At 67.6% G+C, this 18,596-nt stretch carries 21 protein-coding genes; 12 read left to right on the plus strand and 9 right to left on the minus strand.

Annotated features, from left to right (window positions below; translation table 11 throughout):
• Positions 1-17: 17 nt before the first annotated feature.
• Positions 18-1,484, minus strand: coding sequence for a 5-carboxymethyl-2-hydroxymuconate semialdehyde dehydrogenase (gene hpaE, locus IB268_RS24310; RefSeq protein ID WP_175163550.1), 1,467 nt, complete (start codon positions 1,482-1,484; stop codon positions 18-20).
• A 201-nt stretch (positions 1,485-1,685) separates the two neighbouring features.
• Between hpaE and IB268_RS24315 the strand changes: the two genes are divergently transcribed.
• From IB268_RS24315 to hpaI, 4 genes are read left to right on the plus strand one after another with little or no spacing between them, the layout of a single operon-like run.
• Positions 1,686-2,726 carry a fumarylacetoacetate hydrolase family protein gene (locus IB268_RS24315; RefSeq protein ID WP_192354922.1) on the plus strand — a complete coding sequence of 347 codons (1,041 nt, stop codon included), beginning with the start codon at positions 1,686-1,688 and terminating at the stop codon, positions 2,724-2,726.
• 15 nt (positions 2,727-2,741) lie between these two features.
• Positions 2,742-3,491, plus strand: a complete 750-nt coding sequence (locus IB268_RS24320) for a fumarylacetoacetate hydrolase family protein (RefSeq protein ID WP_054452424.1) — start codon at positions 2,742-2,744, stop codon at positions 3,489-3,491.
• A gap of 33 nt (positions 3,492-3,524) precedes the next feature.
• A complete protein-coding gene (hpaH, locus tag IB268_RS24325) occupies positions 3,525-4,328 on the plus strand; it encodes a 2-oxo-hept-4-ene-1,7-dioate hydratase (protein WP_175213720.1) in 804 nt (267 codons plus the stop codon).
• Between the two features lie 14 nt (positions 4,329-4,342).
• Positions 4,343-5,143, plus strand: coding sequence for a 4-hydroxy-2-oxoheptanedioate aldolase (gene hpaI, locus IB268_RS24330; protein WP_054452428.1), 801 nt, complete (start codon positions 4,343-4,345; stop codon positions 5,141-5,143).
• On the opposite strand, the gene IB268_RS24335 is transcribed toward hpaI, so the two are convergent.
• From IB268_RS24335 to IB268_RS24345, 3 genes are all read right to left on the minus strand, one after another.
• On the minus strand, positions 5,137-5,913 hold the full coding sequence (locus tag IB268_RS24335) for an alpha/beta fold hydrolase (protein WP_119449293.1): 777 nt from the start codon (positions 5,911-5,913) through the stop codon (positions 5,137-5,139). The two genes, hpaI and IB268_RS24335, sit on opposite strands and share 7 nt — an antisense overlap.
• A gap of 10 nt (positions 5,914-5,923) precedes the next feature.
• On the minus strand, positions 5,924-6,901 hold the full coding sequence (locus IB268_RS24340; RefSeq protein ID WP_119449292.1) for a tripartite tricarboxylate transporter substrate binding protein: 978 nt from the start codon (positions 6,899-6,901) through the stop codon (positions 5,924-5,926).
• Positions 6,902-6,973: 72 nt separating this feature from the next.
• Positions 6,974-7,867 (minus strand): MBL fold metallo-hydrolase, encoded by an 894-nt coding sequence (locus IB268_RS24345; protein ID WP_013394808.1) that lies wholly within the window; start codon positions 7,865-7,867, stop codon positions 6,974-6,976.
• 110 nt (positions 7,868-7,977) lie between these two features.
• On the opposite strand from IB268_RS24345, the gene IB268_RS24350 reads away from it, so the two are divergent.
• Positions 7,978-8,931 carry a LysR substrate-binding domain-containing protein gene (locus tag IB268_RS24350; protein WP_054452434.1) on the plus strand — a complete coding sequence of 318 codons (954 nt, stop codon included), beginning with the start codon at positions 7,978-7,980 and terminating at the stop codon, positions 8,929-8,931.
• 21 nt (positions 8,932-8,952) lie between these two features.
• Here the strand turns inward: IB268_RS24350 and IB268_RS24355 are convergent, their stop codons facing one another.
• Positions 8,953-9,333 carry a tautomerase family protein gene (locus IB268_RS24355; RefSeq protein WP_054452436.1) on the minus strand — a complete coding sequence of 127 codons (381 nt, stop codon included), beginning with the start codon at positions 9,331-9,333 and terminating at the stop codon, positions 8,953-8,955.
• An 81-nt stretch (positions 9,334-9,414) separates the two neighbouring features.
• Between IB268_RS24355 and IB268_RS24360 the strand changes: the two genes are divergently transcribed.
• Complete coding sequence (locus tag IB268_RS24360) at positions 9,415-10,272, plus strand: LysR substrate-binding domain-containing protein (protein WP_192354923.1); 858 nt, start codon at positions 9,415-9,417, stop codon at positions 10,270-10,272.
• 17 nt (positions 10,273-10,289) lie between these two features.
• On the opposite strand, the gene IB268_RS24365 is transcribed toward IB268_RS24360, so the two are convergent.
• On the minus strand, positions 10,290-11,009 hold the full coding sequence (locus tag IB268_RS24365) for an SDR family oxidoreductase (protein WP_042794220.1): 720 nt from the start codon (positions 11,007-11,009) through the stop codon (positions 10,290-10,292).
• Between the two features lie 154 nt (positions 11,010-11,163).
• Positions 11,164-12,291, minus strand: coding sequence for an alanine racemase (gene alr / locus IB268_RS24370; protein ID WP_054452440.1), 1,128 nt, complete (start codon positions 12,289-12,291; stop codon positions 11,164-11,166).
• A gap of 129 nt (positions 12,292-12,420) precedes the next feature.
• Between alr and hpnC the strand changes: the two genes are divergently transcribed.
• Genes hpnC through hpnE form a run of 3 tightly spaced genes read left to right on the plus strand, consistent with a single transcriptional unit; the run spans position 12,421 to position 15,435 of the window.
• Positions 12,421-13,251: a squalene synthase HpnC gene (hpnC, locus tag IB268_RS24375; protein ID WP_054452442.1), complete on the plus strand. Its 831-nt coding sequence runs from the start codon at positions 12,421-12,423 to the stop codon at positions 13,249-13,251.
• Position 13,252: 1 nt separating this feature from the next.
• Positions 13,253-14,116, plus strand: a complete 864-nt coding sequence (gene hpnD, locus IB268_RS24380) for a presqualene diphosphate synthase HpnD (RefSeq protein WP_054452444.1) — start codon at positions 13,253-13,255, stop codon at positions 14,114-14,116.
• Complete coding sequence (gene hpnE / locus IB268_RS24385; RefSeq protein WP_054452446.1) at positions 14,113-15,435, plus strand: hydroxysqualene dehydroxylase HpnE; 1,323 nt, start codon at positions 14,113-14,115, stop codon at positions 15,433-15,435. The genes hpnD and hpnE overlap by 4 nt, the downstream gene beginning before the upstream one ends.
• Positions 15,436-15,451: 16 nt before the next feature.
• On the opposite strand, the gene crcB is transcribed toward hpnE, so the two are convergent.
• Entirely contained in the window at positions 15,452-15,844 is a 393-nt protein-coding gene (crcB, locus tag IB268_RS24390) for a fluoride efflux transporter CrcB (protein WP_054452448.1), read from the minus strand.
• A 6-nt stretch (positions 15,845-15,850) separates the two neighbouring features.
• A complete protein-coding gene (locus tag IB268_RS24395; protein ID WP_054452451.1) occupies positions 15,851-16,405 on the minus strand; it encodes an HdeD family acid-resistance protein in 555 nt (184 codons plus the stop codon).
• Positions 16,406-16,592: 187 nt separating this feature from the next.
• Between IB268_RS24395 and IB268_RS24400 the strand changes: the two genes are divergently transcribed.
• From IB268_RS24400 to IB268_RS24410, 3 genes are read left to right on the plus strand one after another with little or no spacing between them, the layout of a single operon-like run.
• On the plus strand, positions 16,593-17,219 hold the full coding sequence (locus IB268_RS24400) for a PepSY-associated TM helix domain-containing protein (protein WP_054452454.1): 627 nt from the start codon (positions 16,593-16,595) through the stop codon (positions 17,217-17,219).
• Positions 17,220-17,247: 28 nt separating this feature from the next.
• Entirely contained in the window at positions 17,248-17,763 is a 516-nt protein-coding gene (locus IB268_RS24405) for a DUF2271 domain-containing protein (RefSeq protein ID WP_088158886.1), read from the plus strand.
• A 20-nt stretch (positions 17,764-17,783) separates the two neighbouring features.
• Positions 17,784-18,584, plus strand: coding sequence for a DUF4198 domain-containing protein (locus IB268_RS24410; RefSeq protein ID WP_054452460.1), 801 nt, complete (start codon positions 17,784-17,786; stop codon positions 18,582-18,584).
• Positions 18,585-18,596: the final 12 nt, after the last annotated feature.

The following is an 18,596-nucleotide window of genomic DNA, read 5'->3' on the forward strand; positions in this document are numbered from 1 at the left end:
TGTGGTCGGGGCCGGATTCAGACGCCCCATCTGGGGATGTGGTGGCTGCCCATGGACACGCACACGTTCTTGATCTCGGCAAAGACCTCGTAACTGTATTCGCCGCCTTCGCGTCCCGTGCCCGATTCCTTGGTGCCGCCGAAGGGCTGGCGCAGGTCGCGCACATTCTGGCTGTTGATGAATACCATGCCCGCCTCGATGCCGCGGGCCAGTCGGTGCGCCCGCCCAATGTCGCGGGTCCAGATGTAGGACGCGAGACCGTACTTCACGTCATTGGCCAGCGCCAGGCCCTCTGCCTCGTCCTTGAACGGCAGCAGGCAGGCGACCGGTCCGAAGATCTCTTCCTGCGCGCAACGCATGCGGTTGTCGACATCCGCCAGCACCGTCGGGCTGACAAAATTGCCGCCCGCCAGATGGGCCGGCAAGCCTGCGGGCCGGTCCGCGCCGCCCGCGAGTATGCGCGCGCCTTCCTGCTCGGCCAGGCGGATGTAGCCCGTGACCTTTTCCCAGTGCTGGCGCGTGATCATCGCGCCCACGTGGGTATTGTCATCGGTGGGGTCGCCCACGGCCAGGCGCTGCGCGCGTTCGGCAAACCTGCGCACGAAATCGTCGTAGATGGATTGCTGGATGAAGATGCGCGAACCCGCGGTGCAGCGTTCGCCGTTGAGCGAAAAGATGGTGAAGAGCGCCGCGTCCAGCGCGCGCTCCACGTCCGCGTCGTCGAAGATCAGCACGGGCGACTTGCCGCCCAGTTCCATCGAATACTTCTTGACGCCGCCAGCGCTGGCCAGGATCTTCTTGCCGGTCACGGTGCCGCCGGTGAACGAGATTGCGCGCACGCCGGGATGCCGCACCAGCGCATCGCCAGCGGTGGCGCCGTAGCCCTGCACCACGTTCAGCACGCCGGCCGGAATGCCGGCCTCCAGCGCCAGCATCCCGAGCTGGTCCGCCGTCAGCGGCGAAAGCTCGGACATCTTCAGCACCGCCGTATTGCCCAGCGCCAGGCAAGGCGCCGTCTTCCAGGTGGCGGTCATGAACGGCACGTTCCAGGGCGACACCAGCGCGCACACGCCCACCGGCTGGTACAGCGTGTAGTTCAGCATCTGGTCGTCCACCGGATAGGTGTGGCCGTTCATGCGCGTGCAGACCTCGGCGAAGAAATTGAAATTCTCCGAGGCGCGCGGGATCAGCTGCTTGCGGGTCTGCGAGATCGGCAGCCCGGTGTCGCGGGTTTCCAGTTCGGCCAGCTGCGGCACGTTCTGGTCTATCAGTTCGCCCAGCCTGCGCATCAGGCGGGCGCGTTCCTTGGCGGGCGTGTTGGCCCATTTGGGGAAGGCCTCGGCGGCTGCCGCGACGGCCGCGTCGATCTCGGCCTGCCCGCCCGCGGCCACCTCGGCGATGGGTTCGCCCGTGGCCGGGTTGCTGGTGATGAAGCGGTCGCGGCTGTCGACCTGCTTGCCGTTGATCCAGTGCTTGATGCTCACGCGCGGCTCCTCGTCCTGTCCGCGCCGGACCGTCCGGCGCAAATTTAATTAACAAGTTAACGTTATGCTTGCCGGAACGCGCTGTCAACGTCGGGAAACCCCCAGGCGGAACAGGCCCCGGCAACCCTATGGCCGATTGTTGCCATCGCAGTTTTTCATTAAACTAGTTAACATGATAATTACATCATGCGGAGCAAGGCCATGCCCCATATCTGGATCGAATACTCAGGCAATCTGGCCCTGGATACGCAGGCGCTGATGCGGACCGTGCAGGACGCCGCCGTGGGCGACGGCAGCCTGTTCCCGCTGGCCGGCGCGCGCACCCGCGCGCTGCGCGTGGATGACTGCCTGATCGTCGACGGCCATCCCGACAACGCCTTCGTCCACGTGGTGCTGCGCATCGGCCACGGCCGCAATGCCGAACAGAAAGCCGCCCTGGGCGAGCGGGTGTTCCAGGCGCTGACCGCCGCGCTCGCGCCGCAGATGGCGGCGCGCCCGCTCGGCATCTCGATGCAGATCGAGGAAGCCGATCCGGTGCTGAACTACAAGCTCAACAACTACCGCGAACACCTGGCCGCGCGCGCAGCCGCGGCCACGGCGCCGTGGCCGCGGACCGTGGTGGGCGCGGCGCTGAACACGCGCCAGGCGCTGGCCGCGCTGGGCGAGGCCGTGGACGCGCCCCCCTACAAGGCCGCGCCCAAGGCGCCCGTGCTCTACATCAAGCCGGCCAATACCTATGCCCGCAATGGCGACGTGATCGCCCTGCCCGCCGGCGTGGACGAGGTCGAAGTGGGCGCCTGCCTGGGCGTGGTGTTCGCCCGCCGTGCGACCCGCGTGAGCGAAGCCGAGGCGCTGGACTATGTGGCGGGGTACCGCGTGGTGGCGGACCTGTCCGTGCCGCACGCCAGCTACTTCCGCCCCGCGCTCAAGCAGAAATGCCGCGACGGCTTCTGCCCCATCGGCCAGGATCTCGCCCCCGTGGCCGCGGTCGGCGACGTGGACGCCCTGGACATCGAAGTGCGCATCGACGGCCAGGTGGCGCAGCGCGCCAGCACCGCCGACCTGATCCGTCCCGTAGCGCGGCTGATCGCCGACGTGACCCAGTTCATGACGCTGGAAGCGGGCGACATCCTGCTGGCCGGCACGCCTCACGGCGCGCCCCGCGCGCGCGCCGGACAGCGCTACGAGATCAGCATTTCCCGGGTTGGCACGCTGGGCAATGCGCTGGCCGCCGCCCGATAAGCCCAGGAGCCCGCCATGAAACATGCCCGTATTTCCCTGGACGGCGTCATCCATGCCGCCACCGAAGCCGGCCCCGGCCAGGTCCGCCTGGCCGACGGACGCGTGTATGCCGAAGACGCGGTGCAATGGCTGCCGCCCTTCGAGCCGCGCACCACCTTCACGCTGGCCATCAACTATGCCGACCACGCCAAGGAACTGGCGTTCAAGGCCCCGGACGAGCCGCTGGGCTTCCTCAAGGCCGCCAACACCTTCGTCGGGCACCGCGCCCAGACCTTGCGCCCCGCCGACGTCGCCTTCATGCACTACGAATGCGAACTGGCGGTGGTGATAGGCAAGACCGCCAGCAAGGTCAGCCGCGCCCAGGCCTATGACTGCGTGGCCGGCTACACCGTGGCCAACGACTATGCGCTGCGCGACTACCTGGAAAACTGGTACCGCCCCAATCTGCGCGTGAAAAGCCGCGACACCTGCACACCGCTAGGCCCCTGGCTGGTGGACCGCGACGACGTGCCCGACCCCATGAACCTCAACCTGCGCACCACCGTCAACGGCGTGGAGACGCAGCGCGGCAATACCCGCGACATGGTGTTCGACGTGCCCGCGCTGATCGAGTACTTCAGCAGCTTCATGACGCTCTCGCCCGGCGACCTGATCCTGACCGGCACGCCCGACGGCATCGTCAACGTGCAGCCCGGCGACGAAGTCGTGACCGAGATCGAAGGCGTGGGACGGCTGGTCAACACGCTCGTCCCCTTCCCCAATTGATTCCACTCCAACTCCATGACACCTGGAACTCCGATGCTAGATAAAGATACCGTGCGCGCCATCGCCGCGCGCCTGCACGAAGCCGAACGCACCCGCCAGCAGATCCGCCAGATTTCGCTCGAGTACCCCGACATCACCATTGCCGACGCCTATGCCATCCAGCGCGCCTGGATGGACATCAAGCTGGCCGAAGGCCGCATCAAGCGCGGCCACAAGATCGGCCTGACCTCGCGCGCCATGCAACAGGCCTCGCAGATCGACGAACCCGACTTCGGCATGCTGCTGGACGACATGTTCTTCAATGACGGCGCGGACATACCCGCGGGCCGCTTCATCCTGCCGCGGCTGGAAGTCGAACTCGCCTTCGTGCTGGGCAAGCGCCTGCAAGGCCCCGACGTCACACTGTTCCAGGTCTATGACGCGGTCGACTACGTGGTCCCGGCGCTGGAAATCATCGACGCGCGCTCGCACAGCATCGACCCCGACAGCAAGCGCCCGCGCAAGGTGTTCGACACCATCGCCGACAACGCCGCCAACGCCGGCGTGGTGATGGGCGGACGGCCGGTGAAGATCGGCGAGCTGGACCTGCGCTGGATCGGCGCCATCCTGTCGCGCAACGCCGTGATCGAGGAAACCGGCGTGGCCGCGGGCGTCTTGAACCATCCCGCCAATGGCGTAGTATGGCTGGCGAACAAGCTGGCCGCCCACGACGTGGCGCTGGAAGCGGGAGAGATCATCCTGTCGGGCTCCTTCACCCGGCCGGTGCTGGCCCGCCCTGGCGATACCTTCAACGTCGATTACGGCGTGCTGGGTTCCGTCAACTGCCATTTCATCTGACCACGCCACCATCCATGGACATATTGACCAACACCTTCAAGCAGGCCCTGCGCAGCGGCAAGCCCCAGATCGGCCTGTGGGCGGGCCTGGCCAGCGCCTACTCCACCGAAATCATCGCCGGCGCGGGCTTCGACTGGCTGCTGATCGACGGCGAGCACGCGCCCAACACCTTGCAGACCACGCTGCAACAGCTGCAATCCATGGCCGCCTATCCGGTCGCTCCGGTGGTGCGGCCGGCCTGGAACGACGCGGTGCAGATCAAGCAGATCCTGGACACCGGCGCGCAGACGCTGCTGGTGCCCATGGTGCAATCCGCGGAAGAAGCCGCGGCCGCCGTGGCCGCGGTGCGCTATCCGCCGCAAGGCGTGCGCGGCGTGGGCAGCGCGCTGGCCCGTTCGTCGCGCTGGAACCGCATCCCCGACTACCTGCGCCGCGCCAATGACGAAATGTGCGTGCTGGTGCAGATCGAAACGCCGCGCGGCGTGGACGCGCTGGAAGAGATCCTCGCGGTGGACGGCGTGGACGGCGCCTTCATCGGCCCGGCCGACCTCTCGGCCAGCATGGGCTACCTGGGCCAGCCGGAGCATCCGGAAGTGGTCAAGGCGATCGACGACGCCATCCTGCGCATCGTGCGCAGCGGCAAGGCCGCCGGCATCCTGCATAGCGGCGTGGACCGCGCCAAGCACTATCTGTCGCTGGGCGCGACCTTCGTCGCCGTGGGCGTGGACGCAACCCTGCTGGCGCGCGCGGCCGAACAGCTGGCGGGCCAATTCAAGAACGCGGCCGCCCCCGTGGCGGCCAAGGGTCCCTACTGACCCGCAGGCCGGGGCGCACCGTCCCGGCCCGCCAGGAACTCGCGCACGGCGGTATTGAACAATAGCGGGCGCTCCAGGTGCGCGGCATGCCCGCAGTCCGGCAGCACGCACAGGCTGCCGTGGGTCAAGGCGGCGCGCAAGGCCAGCGCCGAGGGCAGCGGATGGCTGCGTTCAAGCTCGCCCGATATGACCAGCACCGGCGCGCGCACCGCCGCCAGCGCCTGCGTGTAGTCCACGCCCGCGACCGCCGCGATCATCGAGGCCGCGCCGGCCGCACTCATGGTCATGCCGTCTTCCAGGCAGCCCGCGTAGGCCGGCGCCTGCTCCCCCTGCCGGAACCATGCGCCCAGCACGCGCCTGGCGGTGGCCCGCGGGCCGTCCGCGCGCAGGCGCGCCAAGGTCTGGTCCATGGGCTCAAAGCGCGCGGCGCCATCTACCCTCAAGCCCGCGCCGTACAGCACGGCACGGCCGACGCGCCCCGGAACCGCGCAAAGCAGCTGCTGCGCAACGAAGCCGCTGAACGAATGCCCCAATACGTCGAAGCTGGCGATGCCCAGTTCATCCGCCAGCGCGACGAGCGCGTCCGCGTAGGCCGGCAAACCCTGCAAGGGAGCCGCTTGCGCGCCGCGCCCGAAGCCCGGCCAATCCACGGCGATCACGTCATGCTCATCGGCCAGCGCGCCCAACAGGCCGCTCCAGATCGCGGACGATGAACAAAAGCCATGCAGCAGGAACAGCGGGCGGCCTGAACCGCGGCGCGTGTACTTCATGTCCCGCTCCTCAGTTGTCCAGCACCACGCCGGATTCGCGCACCACCGCCTGCCATTGCGGCGCTTCGCGGCGCCAGGCCGAGGCGAACGACGCGGGCGTGTCCTGTCCCGGTACGAAGCCGCCCGCCAGGAACGCCTGGCGCACCTCCGGCAAGGCCAGCACCTCGTGCAGGACGTCGGCAAAGCGCGCCACGCGCTCGGGCGGCGTGCCCTTGGGCGCGGCAAAGCCCCACCAGTTGCCCTGCACCACGTCCGGCATGCCAGCCTCGGCCGCGGTAGGCACGTCGGGCAGGCCGGCAAAGCGCTCGGGAGCCGCCACCGCCAAGGCCCGCACCTTGCCCTGCGGCATGTAGGCCGCGGCGATGCTGTAGCCGCCGATGTACATCTGGATCTCGTTGGCCAGCAAGGCCTGCACCCCCGGCGAGGAACCGCGGTAGGCGATGTGCGTCATGCCCGCACCCATGGCATGCGACAGGCGGTAGCCGGAAAGATGCGGCGTAGTGCCCATGCCCGGCGATCCGTAGTTCAGCTTGCCGGCCTGCGCGCGCGCATACTGCGCGAACTGCGCGTAGTCCTGCGCCGGCACTTGCGCGCTGACGTAGACGAAGGCCGGCACGTCCGCCAGCTTGCCCACCGGCTCCAGGTCGGCCAGCGGATCGAAGCCCAGCTTGCGGTACAGGAACTGGTTGATGACGAAGTTGTTGGTCGCGCCCAGCACCAGCGTGTAGCCGTCGGGCTTGGCGCGCGCCACCTCCAGCGCGCCGATGTTGCCGCCGGCGCCCGTCTTGTAATCGACGACGAGAGGCTGGCCCAGACGCTTTTCCAGCAGGGGCTGGATCTGGCGCATGGCCACGTCGCCCGCCGCGCCCGGCGCGTACGGCAGGACGACGCGGATGGGATGATCGGGATACTGCGCCCGGGCGGCCAGCGGCGATGCCGCCAGGCCCCAGGCAAGCAAAACGGATACGGCGCAAGTCCGGTACGTCATGGTGTTCTCCCTGGCCGGCGGGCCGTGCCCGCGCGCGCCGGCCCGGCGGCCGGCAGGTTTTCCTCGCGGATGCTACAAGTCGATGCGCATCAGGTCATGGGCCAGCCGCAGCGGGCCCGAATAGTTCTTGCGGATGTCGGCCACGATCTCGTCCATCAAGTGCGGTCCCATCAGTTCCACCGGCAGATGCTTGGCCGCGGCGCGCTTGATCACCGGACTGGTCGAATCGAAATGGCCGAAGTGCGTCGCCACCAGGCTCTTGACGCCCGCGCGGCTGGCGATGATGCCAAGGTCCGTGGGGCTGGTGTGCGCATAGGTGCCCACGCCGGTCTTGGCGCGGTGCGCGATGAATGATTCGGGAAAGGTGCATTCATGGATCAACAGGTCTGCGTCCTGCGCCAGGCGCACCATGGCTTCACAGGGCGCGGTGTCGCCGCTGAACGCGATGACCTTGCCTTCGGCCTCCACCCGCACGCCGAAGCATTCGCAGACGTCGCGCGGAATGTGCTCCACCCAATCGACCGAAATGCGCACCCTGCCGTCGTCGAACACCGGCCCGGGGCTGACTTCCCGCACCTCGGGCCGCATGGCTTCCAGATTGGCCTGGCGTACCGGATAGGCGCTGCGCGCCTGGTAGTCGGTGTGGTAGGCGCCGTTCTCGAACAGGTGGTCGACGAAATGGCGGGTGCCCTTCGGCCCCAGCACCAGCGGCGCGCCGGTCTTGTTCAGCATCCAGCTGGAGATGACGAAGTAGGGATAGTCGCAGATGTGGTCGTGGTGCAGGTGCGTCAGGAACACGAAGCCGACCTTGGCCGGATCGACGTTGGCGCGCACCATCTGGCGCGTGGCGCCCTCGCCGCAGTCAAACAGGTAGTGGGTATCGTCATCCAGGGTCAGCAGGATGGCGGACTGGCCCCGGTCGGGATCGGGCAGCGCGGCTCCGGTTCCCAGCATCGTGATCTTCATGTTTTCCCCTTTTGCACAGGTCGGTTGAACTGCGATCCAGTATAGGGATGGGGTGCATACAATCTAATCAATTATTAGAATGCTGTGATAACCAACAGGAATTGCAAAAAATGCCTGCCACGCCCCGCATTCCCGAACTGCACCACATTGGCGGACGCCTGCGCATGCGCCACCTGGACCTGCTGCGCGCCCTCTATGCCCTGGGCAGCGTGCACAAGGCCGCGGCCGAGCTCGGCATGACGCAGCCCGCGGCCAGCAAGCAGCTGCTGGAACTGGAAGACATGTTCGGCGTGCCGCTGTTCCAGCGCACGCGCCGCGGCATCGTGCCCACGGGCTTCGGCCATGCGCTGGCGCGCAAGGCGGATGTGCTCTGGTCCGACCTGTCCGGCGCGCGCAACGAGATCGCCGCGCTGGCCGCCGGCGCCAGCGGCCGCATCCGCGTCGGCGTGCAGCAGGTGGCCCTGCCCGTGCTGGTGCCGCGCGCCCTGCAGCGCCTGCGCGCCGACCATGCCGGCGTCACCGTCATGCTGCAGGAAGGCGCGCACGACGCGCTGCTGGCCGGCCTGGCGCGCGGCGAACTCGATTGCGTACTGGGCCGCCTGATGCTGGACGCGACACAGCCCGTGTTCCGTACCGAGGTCCTGTACGAAGAGCCCATCTGCGTGGTGGCGCGCGTCGGCCATCCGCTGGCCAAGTCCACCCGCATCACCGCCGCTGCGCTGGCGCGGCAGGACTGGATCCTGCCGCCGCCCCAGGCGCCACTGCGCCAGCGCATCGACTCCTACTTCGCCGAACAGGGACTGACGCTGCGCGCGCCCATGGCCGAATCGGTATCGCTGCTGGCCAACGAGGTGCTGTTGCGCAGCAGCGACCTGCTTTCGGCCATGCCGCGCGCGGTGGCGCAGCACTATGCCGCGCTGGGCGTGCTGGCCATCCTGAGATTCCGCCCCGACTGGAACCTGCCGCCGGTAGGCGTGGTGCAGCGCGCGCAGGTTGAAGCGGCGCCGGCGCTGCAGCGCTTTCTGGACGCGCTGCGGGTGGAAGCTGGCGCGCTGGGCGCGTAGCGCCGCAGCCGCCTCCCGGTCTCAGGCGTATTGCGCGAGACCGTAACCGAAAGACCAGTTCTCTTTCGCCACCTCCACCAGGTTCACGAACACGTCCTCGGGCCGCAGGCCGGGATCTTCGCCCAGGCGCTGCGCGATCCGCTGGAACAGCGCCTTCTTCTGTTCCAGGCTGCGCGTGTTGTTCGCCGTGATCTGGATGTAGACGAGGTCGTCGCTGCGCGCCACGTCCATGTAGGTCGGGCTATAGCGGAAGTTCGACGCCTCATGCTCGGTCATGGTCATGAATTGGTCGTCTTCGGGAACATTGAACGTTTCGCGCATGGCCAGATAGATGTTGTCGAAGATGGCCTGGCGATAGGCTTGCGGCTTGCCAGCGCGCAATGAGACATGGACTAGCGGCATGGTGGTTCTCCGTTGTTGTGCCGTTCCATGTTAGCCATTCTGATAAGCTATGGCTCTATATTTCAATGATAAGCATCTGAAATGACTGAACGCCCACTGGATATCGCCGCGGTCAGGGCCTTTGTCCGCATTGCCGAACTGGGCAGCTTCACGCGCGCCGCCGAAGTCCTACAGACGACGCAGGCCGCCATCAGCCTGAAACTCAAGCGGCTCGAGGACCGGCTCGGTTTCCGCCTGATCGAACGCACGCCGCGGTATGTGGAGCTTTCGGCCAGGGGCGCCGCCTTTCTTGGACAGGCGCGCGAACTGCTGGCGGCGCATGACCGTGCACTGTCCGCGGCTGCCGAGGACAGGCAGCGCCTTGCCGTCGGCATCAGCGAACACGTGGCGGGACCGGAACTGCCGGCGCTGATCGCGCGCATGAACGCGGCGGATCCCCAGTTGCTGATCGAAATCCGGATTGCCTCATCCGGCGATTTGCTCCAGAGCTACGACCGGCGCGAACTCGATACGGTGATCGTGCGCCTGCATGCGGGACGCGACGACGGCCAGGTCCTGACCAAGGAAAAATTCGGTTGGTACGCGGCGCCCGACTGGCAGCACCGGGCAGGCGAACCGCTGCCCCTGGCCACCATGGCGCAACCTTGCGGCGTGCGCGCCATCGCCGAACAACTGCTCGACGAATCGGGCATACCGTGGACGGAAGTTTTTGTGGGCGGCGGCGTAATGGCGGTCGCGTCCGCCGTGATGGCGGGACTCGGCGTTGCGGCGCTGTCTCCGCGCATGTTGCCCTTCGGCGCGGTCGACGCGGGCCCGAGGCTGGGACTGCCTGCCCTGCCGCAACTGCCGGTCTTACTGCACACCAGGGTCAGGGATGGCCGCGCGCGCGATGCGCTGACGGCCCTGGGCGCGGCGTTCCGCAGCGCAGTGAAAGGCTGAAAACAAGCCTGAAAACGTCAGGAACGGCCGCCCAGGCTGCCGCCGCCATCCACGCCCAGCACCTGCCCGGTGATGAAGCCGGCATCGTCCGACAGCAGGAAGGCAATCGCGGCCGCCACTTCGGCGGGCGTGCCCAAACGCTTCATGGGCACGGAGGCCAGCGCGCGCTTTTCGGCGTCGCTGCCGGCAGGCCGCGTGGCGCGGAACATCTCGGTTTCGATCGGGCCGGGGGCCACCGCGTTGGCGGTGACGCCGTATTCGGCCAGTTCCAGCGCCCAGGTGCGCGTGCAGCCGACCAGCGCGCTCTTGGCGGCCGAATAGGCGGTGCGCTCCAGGCCGCCGTGGATGGCGCGGCTGACCACGTTGACGATGCGCCCTGCGCGGCGCACCTTCATGGATTCGATGAAGGCCTGGGTGACTTGCACCGCCACCCGCACGTTCAGGTCGAGCACGTTGTACAGCGTGGCCAGATCGATCTCGCCCAGCGGCTGGGGCGAGACGATACCGACGTTGTTGACCACGGCGTCGACCGGGAATTTCTCGCGGATCTCGCGCAGCACCTCTTCGGTGCGGCCGGCGTCCGCCAGGTCACAGGCATAGAGGTAGCCCGGGAAGTCCACGTCGGTGGTGTTGCGCGCGATGCCCACCACATGACAGCCCATGTCGGACAGCCGCTGAGTAAGCGCCCAGCCTATGCCTTTGGTGGCGCCCGTGACGAGCACGCATTTGTCCTTCATGGGTTGAAACCTCGCTTCTGTTTTCTTGGTAAAAAACGGGCGCTTGGGCGCCCGGTCTTCCAAGTAGACACCATCCGGCGCCACCTGTCTTGTAAATTGCGTAGCAATTCTTGCCTGCCGGACAGCCTGCCCGGCCGCAAGGGACCGGCCCTTTTCAGACGTCCCGGGTGACCGGAACGCGCGGCGCCAGGGCGCACAGCAGCTCGTAGCCGATGGTCCCGGCGGCCAGGGCCACCTCGTCCACGGAGGGGCCTTCCTCGCCCCAGAGCGACACGGGGGAGCCGACGCCGGCGGCGGGGACGGGCCCCAGATCGACGATCAGCATGTCCATGGAAACACGGCCCACCAATTGGGTGCGGATGCCGGCCACCACCACCGGCGTGCCGGTGGTGGCGTGACGCGGATAGCCGTCGGCATAGCCGCAGGCCACGATGCCGATGCGCATGGAGCGGTCGGCGCGGAAGATGGCGCCATAGCCCACCGAATCGCCGGCTTTCAAATCCTGCACGGCAATGATTTCCGATCGCAGCGACATGGCCGGTTTCAGACCGAAGGAAGATGCTTCGGCGTCCGCGAACGGCGACGCGCCGTACAGGCAGATGCCCGGGCGCACCCAGTGCGCCTGGGTTTCCGAGGCAACCGCGATCTCCGCGAAGCGCAGCGTGGCAGCCGAATTGCAGACGCTGATGGCGCCCGGCATCTTATGCGTCACCGAATTGAATACCGCCAGTTGCTCGTTCACGCCCTGGGGGCCGTCGGCGCAGGCGAAATGGGTCATCTTGCCCACCGAGCCCAGCACGCCCTGCTGTTGCAGCAGCATGGCGCGCTCATGCGCCGCGGCGTAGGCGGCGGGGCTGAAGCCCAGGCGGTTCATGCCGCTGTTCAGTTTGAGCATGATGTCGACGCGGCGCGAGAAGCGCGCGCGGGCCAGCATGTCCAGTTGCTCGCGGTTGTGCACCGTGGTGCTCAGGTGGTAGCGGTCGACGATGTCCAGGTCGGAGGGTTCGAAAAAGCCTTCCAGCAGCAGGATGGGGCCGCCCCAGCCCGCCTCGCGGCAGCGCACCGCTTCGTCCAGGTCCAGCATCGCCAGGCCTTGGGCCTTGGAGAAGCCGGCCACGGCCTGCTCGATGCCGTGTCCATAGGCATTGGCCTTGATCACTGCCCAGATCGAGGGCGGCAGGCCGGAAGCCGCGGCGGCCGTCTGGTCCAGGTGGCGGCGCACGGCCGCAAGATTGTGCGCAAGCGCGGAAACGGAGACGGTGGCGGATATGGGACGCGGCATGGTGTGGGATCCTGTGGCGCTTAAGTCTAACTGATCCGCGTCCCGCACGGCATGGCGCCGTGCCGCCGGAATGCGACTACTCTAAAATGGATCGGTCCAGGCCCCCAGGCCAGATCCGCAATTCCAAATATGCCCATCGATCACTACGAGAACTTTCCCGTCGCCTCGCTGCTGCTGCCGCGCAGGCTGCGCGGCGCCGTGACCGATATCTACCGTTTCGCCCGCGCAGCGGACGATATCGCCGACGAAGGCAGCGCCACCGACGCGGAACGGCTGAGCCAGCTGGCCGCGTTCCGCGCCGAGCTGCACCGCATCGGCGCCGAACCAGGCGCCACGCCCGAACCCGGCTCGCCCGAACTGGCCGGCATCTTCGTGCCGCTCGCGGCCACCATCGCGCGCCACCAGTTGCCCATCACGCCGTTCTACGACCTTTTGTCCGCCTTCGAACAGGACATCAGCGTCAAGCGCTACGAAGACTACGCCACGCTGGCGGACTACTGCACCCGCTCCGCCAACCCTGTGGGCAGGCTGATGCTGCACCTGTTCGAAGCCACCAATCCGCATAACGTGACCGAGGCCGACGCCATCTGCACCGGCCTGCAGCTGGTGAATTTCTGGCAGGATGTACGGGTGGACTGGCACAAGCAGCGCGTCTACCTGCCGCAGGAAGACCTGCGCCGCCACGGCGTGACGGACGAGGACCTGGCCGCCTGCCGGTTGACGCCCGCCTGGCGCGACCTGATGGCCTTCGAAGTCGAACGCGCCCGCGCACTGCTACACTTCGGCGCTCCGCTGGCGCGCCGCCTGCCGGGCCGCATGGGCCTGGAGCTGCGTCTGGTGGTGCAAGGCGGGCTGCGCGTGCTGGAGCGTATCGAGGCGGGCGGCTACGATGTATTCATGAATCGCCCCGAATTGGGCGCCAAAGATTGGGCCATCATGTTGTGGCGCGCAATTACCTGATATGACCCCTGACGAATATTGCCAGGAGAAAGCCGCCAAGAGCGGTTCCAGCTTCTACTACTCGTTCCTCTTCCTGCCGCCCGAGCGGCGGCGCGCCATCACGGCGCTGTATGCGTATTGCCGCGAAGTGGACGACGTGGTCGACGAATGCACCGACCCGTCGCTGGCCCGCGTCAAGCTGGCCTGGTGGCGCACGCAGGTCGACCAGATGTACAACGGCAATCCGGACCACCCGGTGACGCGCGCGCTGCAGCCGCACCTGCAAAGCTGTTCGATCACGCGCGAACGCCTGCTGGCCGTCATCGACGGCATGGAAATGGACCTGGACCAGACCCGTTACCTGGACTGGCCGGGCCTGCGCAAATACTGCTGGCACGCCGCCGGCGTGGTGGGCGAACTGTCGGCCGGCGTCTTCGGCTACTCCGACCCCAAGACCCTGGTCTACGCGGAAAAGCTGGGCCTGGCGTTCCAGATGACCAACATCATCCGCGACGTGGGCGACGACGCCCGGCGCGGCCGCATCTACCTGCCGGTCAACGACATGCAGCAATTCGAGGTCAAGGCCTCGGACATCCTGAACGGCGAGTACTCCGACCGCTTCAGCGCGCTGATGAAGTTCCAGGCCGAGCGCGCCCGCGGACTGTACCGCGAGGCCATGAGCAACCTGCCCGAGGCGGACCGCCGCGCGCAGCGCCCGGGCCTGATGATGGCGGCCATCTACCACGCGCTGCTCGACGAGATCGAGCGCGACAACTGGCAGGTGCTGCATCAGCGCATCTCGCTCACCCCTTTGCGCAAGCTGTGGCTCGCCTGGAAGACCTGGGTGGGCGGCGGACGCGGACTGGTCCGCCGGTTGGCGCGGTGAAGGCCGCGGTCATCGGCGCTGGCTGGGCTGGCCTGGCAGCCAGCGTCGCCCTGCGCGAAGCCGGCGCCAAAGTCACCGTCTTCGAAGCCGGCCATACGCCGGGCGGCCGCGCCCGGCGCGTCTTCCACACCGATTTCGACGCGCCGCTGGACAACGGCCAGCACCTGCTGTCGGGCGCCTACAAGCACACGCTGGCGCTGATGCGCCGCGTCGGCCGCAACCCGGACGCCTTGCTGATGCGCCGGCCGCTGCAGCTGGCCAGCCTGGACGGCCGCTTCCGCCTGGCCGCGCCGCGGCTGCCGGCCCCATTGCACATGGCGGCGGCGATCCTGCGCGCGCGCGGCCTGGCCTGGAAGGACCGCCTGGCGACGCTGCGCCTGATGCGCGGCCTGAAGACCATGTCCTGGACGCCGCCGCGCGAATGGACCGTCCTGCACCTGCTGCACTATCACGCGCAATCGGATGCGCTGATCCGCCAGGTCTGGGAACCGCTATGCCTGGCCGCGCTGAACACGCCAACCGCCACGGCCAGCGCCGCGCTGTTCGCGCGCGTGCTGCGCGACAGCCTGACCGGCAGCCGCGAAAACAGCGACATGCTGCTGCCCTGCACCGACCTGTCCGCGCTCTGGCCCGACGCCGCCGCGCGCCAGGTGACCATGCGCTACGGCAGCACCGTGCGCCAGCTCCGCCCGTCCGCTGAAGGCATCGACATCAACCAGGAACGGTTCGACGCGGCCGTGCTGGCGGTGCCGCCCGCCTTTGCCGCACGGCTGCTCGACGCCCCGCTGCGGGAAGCGGGCGCCACCGGGCTGCTGGATGCGCTCAAGGCATTCGAGTACATGCCCATCGCCACGCTGAACCTGCGGCTGCAGGATCCCTGGCGCCTGCCCGAACCCATGATGATGCTGCGCGAGGAATCCGCCCGCGACCACTACGGCCAATGGCTGTTCGACCGCGCGCAGCTGGCCGGCGACACCAAGGCCGGCGAACTGGCCGTGGTGACCAGCGCGGCCACCGGCATCGCGGAACGCAACCGCCGGCAGGTCATCGAAGCGCTGATCGACCAGGTGGCCGAACAGGCGGCGCGCCATCCCGCGCGCCTGCCGGCCATGCCGGAAGTGACGGCCGCGGAACTGTTCATCGAGAAACGCGCCACCTTCGCGGCGGTGCCGGGCCTGACCCGGCCATTGAATTCCACGCCCTGGCCCACGCTGGCGCTGGCCGGCGACTGGACCGACACGGGCTACCCTGGCGTGCTCGAAGGCGCGGTGCGCAGCGGCCTGCAGGCCGCCCGCGTGCTGAATCCGGCAGCAGCCTGAACGCCGCCCGCAGGCCTTAGCGCAGCAGGCTGGCAGTGGCCAGCCCGGCCGCCGTCAGCAGCAGCGACCCGATCAGGCTGAACCCGGCATAGCCCAGCGCGCTGGCGTAGGCGCCGCGCTCCAGCATCGCCACCGTCTCGGCCGAAAAGGTCGAGAACGTGGTCAAGCCTCCCATGAAACCCGTGATCGCGCCCAACCGCACCCAGGCCGGCCATTCGGGATGCCCGGCCACCAGCGCCAGGACCAATCCGACCAGGTACCCGCCGGCCAGGTTCACCGCGAAGGTGCCCCAGGGCCAGGACTCCACGTTGAGCCACATGCTGACCAGCCAGCGGGTCCAGGCGCCGAACATGGCGCCCAGGCCCACGGCCAGGAAATTCAGGGGAATCAGGGTTTGGTATGCGGACATCGGATTTCAGGACGCCTTGTGCTGTTTGAGGCGGAAGGAAAAGACCAGCAGCAGTATGCCGAAAAACACGGCGTAGGCGCCGATGACCCAGACCAGCGCCAGCGCGCCCGCGCCCGGCTGCATGATCAGCATGCCGCCGAACAGGATGGACACCAGGCCCGAGAGGCCGAGCAACCACTCGTTGCGGATGTCCTTGCGGAAACGGATGGCTGCGACAACCTGGAATATGCCGGACACCAGCGCCCAGATCGCAATGATGTAGAGCAGGACGAGCGCGGTCAGGCCTGGATAGAGGAAGGTGACGATGCCGGCCGCGATCCCCAGCAGGCCCACGATGATGAGCGCCCACAAGGGTTTGCCGTTGTCGCGGATGCGCACGCCGGCGACCAGGGCCAGCACGCCGTCCACCAGCGCGAAAGCGCCCCACACCAGCACCAGCGCGGACAAGGTGATGGCAGGCATGAGCAAGGCCATGAGCCCGAACAGGATGGCGACGACGCCGCGCAACGCCACCCAACCCCAATGACGACCGATCTGATCCACGACTTGCTGTTCAAGCATGACGACCTCCGGTGTTTGTAACGGGTGGCCTATCTTATCGCCGCTGGCAGGCAGGCGCCACGACGCGCCCTTTTCTGCCGACGCTTGCCCCGAAACCAATTGAAATTTCCTTGGGCGGACCACGGAGGCATTTATAAGAGTCATTCTCATTAAATGTTAGAATCCGCGGGCTTTCACCCTATACCCCATGGACAGTCAACCCACTCCCCGCCGCCGGGCCTATTGGCTCAAGACGCTGCACCAATGGCATTGGATCAGCTCGGCGCTGTGCCTGCTGGGCATGCTGTTGTTCGCGGTGACGGGCCTGACCCTGAACAATGCCTCGCATATCGAGTCCCGGGCGGTCGTGACCAGCCGCGAGGCCCGCATGCCGGACGCCGTGCTGCAGCAACTGTCCCCCCCGCCAGCCCAAAAAAAGGCGCCGCTGCCCGCGCCCGTCGCGCAATGGCTGGACCAGACGCTGGATGCCTCCGCCGCCGGCAAACCGGCCGAGTGGTCGGCCGACGAGGTCTACCTGTCGCTGCCGCGCGCCGGCGGCGACGCCTGGCTGTCCATCGACCTGGCCAGCGGCGACGTGGAATACGAACGCACCGACCGCGGCTGGATCTCGTACCTGAACGACCTGCACAAGGGGCGCAACACCGGCCTGGCCTGGAGCTGGTTCCTGGACATCTTCGCCGTCGCCTGTCTGGTCTTTTCGCTGACCGGACTGGTGCTGCTCAAGATGCACGCCGGCAACCGCAGCGCGACCTGGCCCATGGTCGGCCTGGGCGTGGTGATCCCGGTGGTGCTGGCCCTGCTTTTCATACATTGATTCCAACGATCCGCCCCTGGAGATTTCCATGCGCAAGCTGTTGCTGTCGGCCCTGCTGGCCGGCCTGATCGCCCGAACGGCCCAAGCGGCCGACATCGGCCTGTCCATCGAGATCCCGCGCCTGGACGTGGCGGAGTACCACCGCCCCTACGTCGCGATCTGGATCGAAAACCCGGATCAGAGCGTCGCGACCGACCTGGCCGTCTGGTACGACGTGGCCAAGAAGAACAACGAAGGCACGGAATGGCTCAAGGACATGCGCCAATGGTGGCGCCGCAGCGGCCGCAACCAGCAGTTCCCGGTGGACGGCGTCAGCGGCGCGACCAAGCCCGTGGGCAAGCATGCGCTGAGCTTTGACGCGGCCAGCAAGCCGCTGTCGGGCCTGAAGCCCGGCCAGTACGCCGTGGTGGTCGAAGCCGCACGCGAAGTCGGCGGCCGCGAGCTGCTGCGCATTCCCTTCCAATGGCCGCCGCAAAAAGCCGAGCAATTGACCGCGCGCGGCGAACACGAACTGGGCGCCATCGCGCTCGACCTGAAACCTTGAGATCCCCTAGGAGCGCAACGATGAAATCCGCCGCCAAACTGGCCGCCGCCCTGGCGCTGTGCCTGCCCTTCGCCTCCCAGGCGCATGACGTCTGGATGGTGCCGTCCTCGACGGTGCTGTCGGGCACCGACAGCTGGGTCACCGTCGACGCCGCCGTCGGCAACGACAAGTTCTATTTCAACCACGCCCCGCTGCGCCTGGACGGCCTGGCCGTGACTGCCCCGGACGGCAGCGCCGCCGAAGCCGAGAACATCAACAAGGGCAAGCTGCGCAGCACCTTCGACCTGCAACTGAAGCAGGCCGGTACCTACCGCGTGGCCGTGGTCAACGACGGCGTGTTCGCGCGCTGGAAGGAAGACGGCAAGAACAAGCGCTACTTCGGCAAGCCCGAAGGCCTAGCGCAGGCCGTTCCGGCCAAGGCCGATGAACTGGAAGTCTCGCAAAGCCTGGGCCGCGTCGAAACCTTCGTGACCGCCGGCAAGCCTTCGGCCGTCAAGCCGGTCGGCCGCGGCCTGGAACTGGCGCCCGTGACCCACCCGAACGACCTGTTCACCGACGAGCCCGCCACCTTCCAGATGCTGCTGGACGGCAAGCCCGCCGCCGAACTGGAAGTCAACGTGGTGCCCGGCGGCAGCCGCTATCGCGACAAGGTCGGCGAAATCCAGCTGAAGACGGACAAGGACGGCAAGTTCTCCGTGAAGTGGCCGCAGCCCGGCCTGTACTGGATCGAGGCCGGCATGGAAGACGCCAAGGTCAGCGTGCCGCAAGCCAAGAAGCGCCGCCTGTCCTACGCGGGCACGGTCGAAGTGCTGCAGCCCTAAGCCGCCGCAGGC

Source organism: Achromobacter sp. ACM01 (genome assembly GCF_014851745.1).
Lineage (GTDB): Bacteria > Pseudomonadota > Gammaproteobacteria > Burkholderiales > Burkholderiaceae_B > Achromobacter > Achromobacter aegrifaciens.